At 63.3% G+C, this 6377-nt stretch carries 8 protein-coding genes; 1 reads left to right on the forward strand and 7 read right to left on the reverse strand.

Annotated features, from left to right (window positions below; genetic code table 11):
* From EN749_RS27935 to EN749_RS27955, 5 genes are all read right to left on the reverse strand, one after another.
* Positions 1-651, reverse strand: a 651-nt coding sequence (locus EN749_RS27935) for an AI-2E family transporter (RefSeq protein ID WP_189367746.1), incomplete at its 3' end; no start/stop codon positions are given.
* 93 nt (positions 652-744) lie between these two features.
* Complete coding sequence (locus EN749_RS27940) at positions 745-1833, reverse strand: D-alanine--D-alanine ligase family protein (RefSeq protein WP_128364373.1); 1089 nt, start codon at positions 1831-1833, stop codon at positions 745-747.
* A 25-nt stretch (positions 1834-1858) separates the two neighbouring features.
* Positions 1859-2476: a C39 family peptidase gene (locus EN749_RS27945; protein WP_128364374.1), complete on the reverse strand. Its 618-nt coding sequence runs from the start codon at positions 2474-2476 to the stop codon at positions 1859-1861.
* Positions 2477-2578: 102 nt separating this feature from the next.
* The gene (locus EN749_RS27950; protein WP_127319408.1) at positions 2579-3094 is read right to left on the reverse strand and encodes a hypothetical protein; all 516 of its coding nucleotides are present in this window, start codon (positions 3092-3094) and stop codon (positions 2579-2581) included.
* 183 nt (positions 3095-3277) lie between these two features.
* Positions 3278-3706: a VOC family protein gene (locus tag EN749_RS27955; RefSeq protein WP_127809852.1), complete on the reverse strand. Its 429-nt coding sequence runs from the start codon at positions 3704-3706 to the stop codon at positions 3278-3280.
* 322 nt (positions 3707-4028) lie between these two features.
* Here EN749_RS27955 and EN749_RS27960 point away from each other — a divergent pair, with 322 nt between their 5' ends.
* Positions 4029-4319: a hypothetical protein gene (locus tag EN749_RS27960; RefSeq protein WP_245481704.1), complete on the forward strand. Its 291-nt coding sequence runs from the start codon at positions 4029-4031 to the stop codon at positions 4317-4319.
* Here EN749_RS27960 and EN749_RS27965 read toward each other — a convergent pair.
* Both EN749_RS27965 and EN749_RS27970 read right to left on the reverse strand, forming a co-directional pair.
* Entirely contained in the window at positions 4308-5507 is a 1200-nt protein-coding gene (locus EN749_RS27965; protein WP_189367748.1) for a PLP-dependent aminotransferase family protein, read from the reverse strand. The genes EN749_RS27960 and EN749_RS27965 overlap by 12 nt on opposite strands.
* 176 nt (positions 5508-5683) lie before the next feature.
* Complete coding sequence (locus EN749_RS27970; RefSeq protein ID WP_128364376.1) at positions 5684-6136, reverse strand: GNAT family N-acetyltransferase; 453 nt, start codon at positions 6134-6136, stop codon at positions 5684-5686.
* Between the last annotated feature and the right edge of the window lie 241 nt (positions 6137-6377).

Genomic DNA, 6377 nt, shown 5'->3' on the forward strand with positions numbered 1-6377 from the left:
GAAGATGACGACGACGATGATCAGTCCGGCCGACCCAAGCGGGCTGATCAGCGGACCGACGATGTTCTGCAGGACCTGGAGCGGCCTTTCGCGCGCGACGATCTCGACCGGCACCGGCTCGCGCGGCGGCTTTTCCGGGGTGGCAGCCGGCAGCGAGGGGTCCTGCCGGTCGATCTCCTGGCCGACCCGCTCGACCACCTTGCTCAGTCTGGCAAGGATCCCGCCCCCGACCCCGGTTTCCTTGAGCGAGCGGATCTTGGTCAGGATGTTGGTCTGGTAGACTGGGATGTTCTGCGCCAGTTCGCTGACCTGCGTAGCGACGATGAAGGAGAACAGGCCAAGGGCCGCGAAAGCGCCGAGCACGCTGGCAATGACGGCGGCAATCCGGGGAATGCCTATCTTTTTAAGAGCTGAGACAAGCGGCGCCAGTGCGAAGGTCAGCAGCAGCGCGATCGCGATCGGCAGGAAAACCTCGCGCCCGAAATACAGTGCGGCCACCGTCGTGACGATGGCCGCCATATTGGGCAAAGAGGTTCGCGGATGGGGCGCGGCCGCTGAAAGGGCGTCCCCTAGCCCATCAGCCGGAGACGCCGTGCCGTTTCGACGATTGGCCACGTGATGCCTCCCCTGCCAAATGCCATGATCGGGCATATAGAGCGGACGTGCAACTTTAGCCAACGATGAAATACGCCTCGCTCAACGGGCAATGATCCGGCCCGCGTCGGCCGCTCTCGACCGATCGGATCAGCGCGCCGCATGCCTGGCCAGCGCGTGCTCGATCAGCACGTCGATGGTCTGGCTGTAGCCGATGCCTGAGGCGGCCAGCGCCTTGGCGTACATCGAGATGTCGGTGAATCCGGGAATGGTGTTGACCTCGTTGACGAGCAGGCGGCCGTCGGCGCGCAGGAAGAAATCGACGCGCGCCATGGCTTCGCAGCCGAGCGCCTGAAAAGCCTGACGCGCCATCTCCCTCGCTTTGTCGGCCACAGTGGCCGGGACATCGGCGGGCACCTTGACCAGCGCGCCGTCGGCATCGAGATATTTGGCCTCATAGGTGTAGAAGCCGTGCTTGCCGGCCGGAATGATCTCGCCGGGCAGCGACACCGTCAGCGACCCGTCGGCGCGCTCCAGCACCGAGAACTCGATCTCGCGCCCCTCGACGAATTCCTCGATCAACACTTTGCCGTCGTAGCGGAAAGCCGTGTCGATGGCCTGCTCGAAGCCATCCCTGTCATTCACCTTGCTGACCCCGAAGGACGAGCCCTGGCGCGCCGGCTTGGCGAAGAACGGCAGGCCGAGCATCCCGGCAATCTCCTGGAAGGAATGCTTGCCATTTCGATGCACGGTGGCGGAGCGGGCAACCGCCAATCCCGCCTCGCGCATCAGCCGCTTGGCGACATCCTTGTCCATGGCGGCGGCCGAGGCGAGAATGCCGCAGCCGACATAGGCGACATCGGCGACCTCGGCATAGCCCTGCACCGAGCCGTCCTCGCCGAACGGCCCGTGCAGCACCGGGAACATGACGTCGATGGGAGGCAGGTCAGGCTGCGTACCATCCCGAGCCACAGCGACCAGCCGGCCCTTGCCGCCGGGCAACAATGCAACCTCCGGGCCGTCTTCGGATGCCGGCGCCCCTGCCCCGTCATCGCCGATCGCCGCGGCGCGATCGAGTTGTTGCAGCAGCCATCTGCCGCTTTTGGAAATGGCGATCGGCACGATGTCGTAGCGCGTCCGGTCGATCGCCTTCAGCACATTGGCGGCCGAAAGGCGCGACACGTCATGCTCGGCCGAACGCCCGCCATAGAGGATGGCCACTCTTGTCTTGCCGGTCATCGAAATCCCTCGACTGTCAAAAAAATCACATGGCGACGGCAATGCCGCGATTGGCGAAGAAGCGGTCGAAATCGGCCGGCGCCAACACTGCGTCTGCCTGTGTGGCGGGGTCATGGCCGGACGGGTTGTGGAAGAGGAAACCCTGGTTGGATGCCGCCGTGACCAGCACCAGATGACCGCCCTTCGAGGGCGGCTCGCGCTCGGGCCAGCGGATCGAACTGCTGACCGACGCGATGAAGAAGCGCGTCCGCTGCATGATCGCCGGAATCTCCGCCGTCGCGACATTGGTCACCACCTCGGCCCGGAGTCCAAAAACCTCTTTCACGAAGCTGACGAAGGGCGCGTAGATCAGCCCCTTGATCGATCCCCCGTTGACGACATAGCCGCCATATAAGGTGCAGCGCTTGGCAAGCTCGATCGTCGGCACGATCTCGCCGCGGCTGGCGAGGATCATCTTCAGGCACGCCATGCCGCAGATGTTGGCCGCCCAGGCCGCATACTCATCGAGGGTCTCCGCCCCGGATCGCCGCCACAGCGGATCGCGCCTGAGCGCAACATCCGCGCCGTCGGCGAGCACGTCCAGCGTCAGGTCGGGCGTCTCCCACTGGCTGAAAAACGGCACGGTTTCAGGCAATGGGCTCATGCGGACTTCCTCGGGCGGCTGGCTCCATCTCGTATACGAGGATACGAGATGGATGAAAAGCCGCTTAGGCCCGTTTAGGTGTGGCGAGCCGTGCGCCGCCGCCTACTCGGCCTTCGTCCAGCCGAAAACCAGCCAAGCATATTTCGATTTTTCGTCGGGTTCGACAGTGTAGGTCATCTGCATGTCGCCGTCCTTGGCGTAGATATCCAGCCTTGGCGCCGTCTCCAGCTTGAGCCACGCCGAACTGTTGCTGAAGGACCAGGTTCCGCACCAGACGCAAGGCCCCGACGTCGGATCACCCGGCTGATGAAAATTGTAGCGGCCGTCCGCCGTGATCTCCAGATAGTCGAACGCGCCGTAAAACGCGGTCACTGTCTGCTGGAACTCGTTGGCGGCCGCTTCTTGTTCCGGCGTCGGCGCATCCTTCATATCGCGCGGCGGCCGGATGGCTCCGCCGTTGAGTTTCCATTTGCCGACAAAATCCTTCTGGGTCGGAAGATATTCCTCCTGCGCCTGCGCCGATGAAACATAAGCAAAAGGTGATATACTTGTGAGGCCCACGGCCCCGATCGCAAATAAAAGCGTGGCGGCACAGATCGCCCTTGTTGGGTTTTGCATAAAAAATGTATCTCCAAGGGGGTAAGGGGAGTTTTATTGAGGATTTGCAGCGCGCGTTGCTTCCATACCGATTCCCGCCCGCCATTTGCACGGTTAGCATCGGGGCCACCAATCTGGCAACGCAAGGCAACTTCTCTCAGGCATCGCATGCGCCCGCGATCCGGCCGGCTGAATATCGGCAGCTTAGAAGGTGATCTTCACCGAAGCGGCGCTGCGACTATGCGGACCGTGATGGACGGCCTCGATGTTGTTGCCGTCGGGATCGAGCAGGAAGGCGGCGTAATAGCCGGGATGATAGGGCCGTTCGCCCGGCGCGCCATTGTCCGTGCCGCCAGCCGCCAGTCCGGCCTTGTAGAAGGCGTCGACCATGGCGTGGTCCCTTGCCTGGAAAGCCAGGTGATGGCGACCGGTGAGTTTTCCCTGTGCGGCCCGGCTGTCGGCAGTGGAGACAAACAGCTCGTCGGCCCAGAAAAAATCGTCGCCGATCCCACCGATCGGAACATCGATCGCCTGCAGGACCGCCTCGTAGAAACGCCGGCTGGCCGGGAGATCCCTGACCACCAGTTGGATGTGGTCGATGAGCCGGCCGCGATGCAATTCCTGGGTTTCCATAAAGATGCCTCCTCGTGAGGTTCGAATTTAGGTTCGGACAGGGCGTCGTCAATGCGGATACTTGTTCTATCCAGCAAACAAAAAGCCCGCCGGGAGGGGAGCCGGCGGGCCTTTGGAAAGCATGTCTAGCCTTCAGGGGTCTGAGGGGGGATCAGACCTGGTAAGAACCTTCGTTGGCCGCGGAGGTTCCACCCGAACAAAAAATTGCCGATGGCCCGTCGAAACCGCGGAAGCGGTGGAGGCGATTTCTTCGCGAGAGCACTCACAGTTTGGAACTTTCCGCTCACAACCGGGTTGGGTGCCCCGGTGGGAGGAATTGCGATTGGACTGTTTTCAGAGGCTCGAAGCGCTGGTCGATAGCGCCGGTGTCGACGATATCGAGGAAGCAACCGCTCTGCTGCGCCGGTTCAAGGGCAGGTCGCGCGAGGTCGCGGCAGCCATCGATGAGTTCATGCTCGATTTCATGACGTTGGTCTTCGTCGTCGAAAACGGCGAAGCAGGTTTCGAAAAGCCGGTCCGCAAGCTTGCTCGCACCAGGCTTTCAAAGCTTGAGCGGCTGGTGACTGTGATGGCGGAGGAAAAGCCGGCCTCCGGAGCCGGCCTATCCCTTTAGGATGGCGGCTAGCCTTGGAATGCCTTCGCTCACCGCGCGCCGGTCGGCGAGCGTGAAGGACAGCCGCAGCGTGTTGCGCCCGGTGCCGTCGGCATAAAAGGCGCTGCCCGGCACGAAGGCCACCCGCCCTTCTTTCACCGACCGCGCCAGAAGCTCGGTGGCGTCGGCCCCTTCCGGCAACGTTACCCAGACGAACATGCCGCCTTCCGGGCGGCTCCAGGTCACGCCTTCCGGCATATTGGATTCCAGTGCCGAGAGCAGCCCGTCGCGGCGCTCGCGATAGGCGCCGATAAGTTTTTCCACCTGGCCGTCGAAGACGGCTTCGGCGACACGATGCATCACCACCTGGTTGATCGACGGGCTGTGCAGGTCCGAGGCCTGCTTCATCAGCACCAGTTTCTCGACGATGTGGCGCGGGGCGCAAACCCAGCCGACGCGCATGCCCGGCGACAGTATCTTCGAGAACGAGCCGCAATAGAGCGTGCGCGCCTTGTCGATGCCGCCGGACCTGATGCAGTCGAGCGCCAGGATCGGCGGCACGCCGTCGCCGTCATAGCGCAGCGCGCGATAGGCGGCATCCTCGATGACGGCGATGTCGAGTTCGCCGGCAAGGTCGAGCACCGCTTCGCGCTGCTCACGGTTCAGCGTGTTGCCGGTCGGGTTGGCGAAATCCGGCACCAGATAGGCGAATTTGGCCTTGCCGCCATTTGCTGCCGCTGCCGCGCGATAGGCATCGGGCGTCATGTTGCCGCCGGCCGGGGTCAGCCGGTCGTAGCGAGGCTCATAGGCGTTGAAAGCCTGCAGCGCGCCGAGATAAGTCGGCCACGTCACCAGCGCGGTATCGCCCGGCGACAGGAACAGTTTGCCGAGATAGTCCAGCGCCTGCTGCGAGCCGGAGGTGATGAAGATATTGGCCTCGTCACAGGCGACGCCGAGCTTGCCCATCTGCCCGGCGAGCCAGCGCCGCAACGGCAGGTAGCCTTCCGAGACCTGGTACTGCAGCGCCGCACCCGCCTCGGCGCCGCCGAGCACCGAAGCATAGGCGTCACGGATCGCCTCGGCCGGGAACAGCGCCGGATCGGGAATACCACCGGCGAACGAGATGATGTCCGGCTGGTCGAGCAGCTTCAGGAGCTCGCGGATTTCGGACGCTTTCATGCGCGACGAGCGCGAAGCCAACAGATTCATAAGGGTCACGACACGCCTCCCCAGACGCTGCAATATAGGTCAACTTGGCTGACCTATATCCCCTCTTGGCCGCGAATTGAAGTGTGCCTGAACGATTTCCCGAATGCGCCAGCGCTGGCGCACTGCTCGAACGCCGCGAGCAGTTCCACAAAAAATGTGCAGCGGTTTCCGTCCGCCTAAAGGCTCTTCTTGTAGCCGAGATGGCTGCCGGTGAAGCCGAGGCTTTCGTAGAAACGGTGCGCGTCCGCCCGCCCCTTGTCGGTGGTCAGTTGGACGAGGCTGCAGCCCCGCGCCCGGCACGCGTCGATCGCCCATACGATCATCTGCCTGCCGATGCCGTCCGAGCGCCTGTGGCCGGCAACCCGAACCGCCTCGATCTGGCCGCGCCAGGCGCCTTTGCGCGAGAGCCCGGCAAGGAAAGAAATCTGCAAGGTACCGATCACCTCGCCGCCCTCGACAGCCACCGCCAGCAGTTGATTGGGATCGGCGTCGATGGCGTTGAAAGCATCGAGATAGCCTTGCGCCAGCGGCAAGGCAGCGTCCTCGCGGCCGGCGCCAAGCGGATCGTCGGCCAGCATCGCGACGATATCAGGCAGGTCGGAGGCCTGCGCACGGCGGAAGGTGATCATGGTGTCGAGATATCGCGAGGCACTGGTGGCCGCAAGATTTGAATATGCTCTCCACCGGGAGCTGGTGCCGCCCCTCATCTGCCTGCCGGCATCTTCTCCCCGTATAGTGACGGGGAGAAGGACGCTGTGTCAGATGATTTCGCCAAATCGCCAGCGTCGCAGAAAAAGCGCCAACGTGGCGGCCGGCCCCTTTCTCCCCGTCACTATACGGGGAGAAATGTCCGGCAGGACAATGAGGGGC

Source organism: Mesorhizobium sp. M7A.F.Ca.ET.027.02.1.1, from assembly GCF_004022985.1.
Taxonomy (GTDB): Bacteria; Pseudomonadota; Alphaproteobacteria; order Rhizobiales; family Rhizobiaceae; genus Mesorhizobium.

Coding starts and splice junctions, on each gene's coding strand:
- EN749_RS27940 (WP_128364373.1), bottom strand. CDS start 1,833: ATGACCGGCAAGACAAGAGTGGCCATCCTCTATGGCGGGCGTTCGGCC.
- EN749_RS27945 (WP_128364374.1), bottom strand. CDS start 2,476: ATGAGCCCATTGCCTGAAACCGTGCCGTTTTTCAGCCAGTGGGAGACG.
- EN749_RS27950 (WP_127319408.1), bottom strand. CDS start 3,094: ATGCAAAACCCAACAAGGGCGATCTGTGCCGCCACGCTTTTATTTGCG.
- EN749_RS27955 (WP_127809852.1), bottom strand. CDS start 3,706: ATGGAAACCCAGGAATTGCATCGCGGCCGGCTCATCGACCACATCCAA.
- EN749_RS27965 (WP_189367748.1), bottom strand. CDS start 5,507: ATGAATCTGTTGGCTTCGCGCTCGTCGCGCATGAAAGCGTCCGAAATC.
- EN749_RS27970 (WP_128364376.1), bottom strand. CDS start 6,136: ATGATCACCTTCCGCCGTGCGCAGGCCTCCGACCTGCCTGATATCGTC.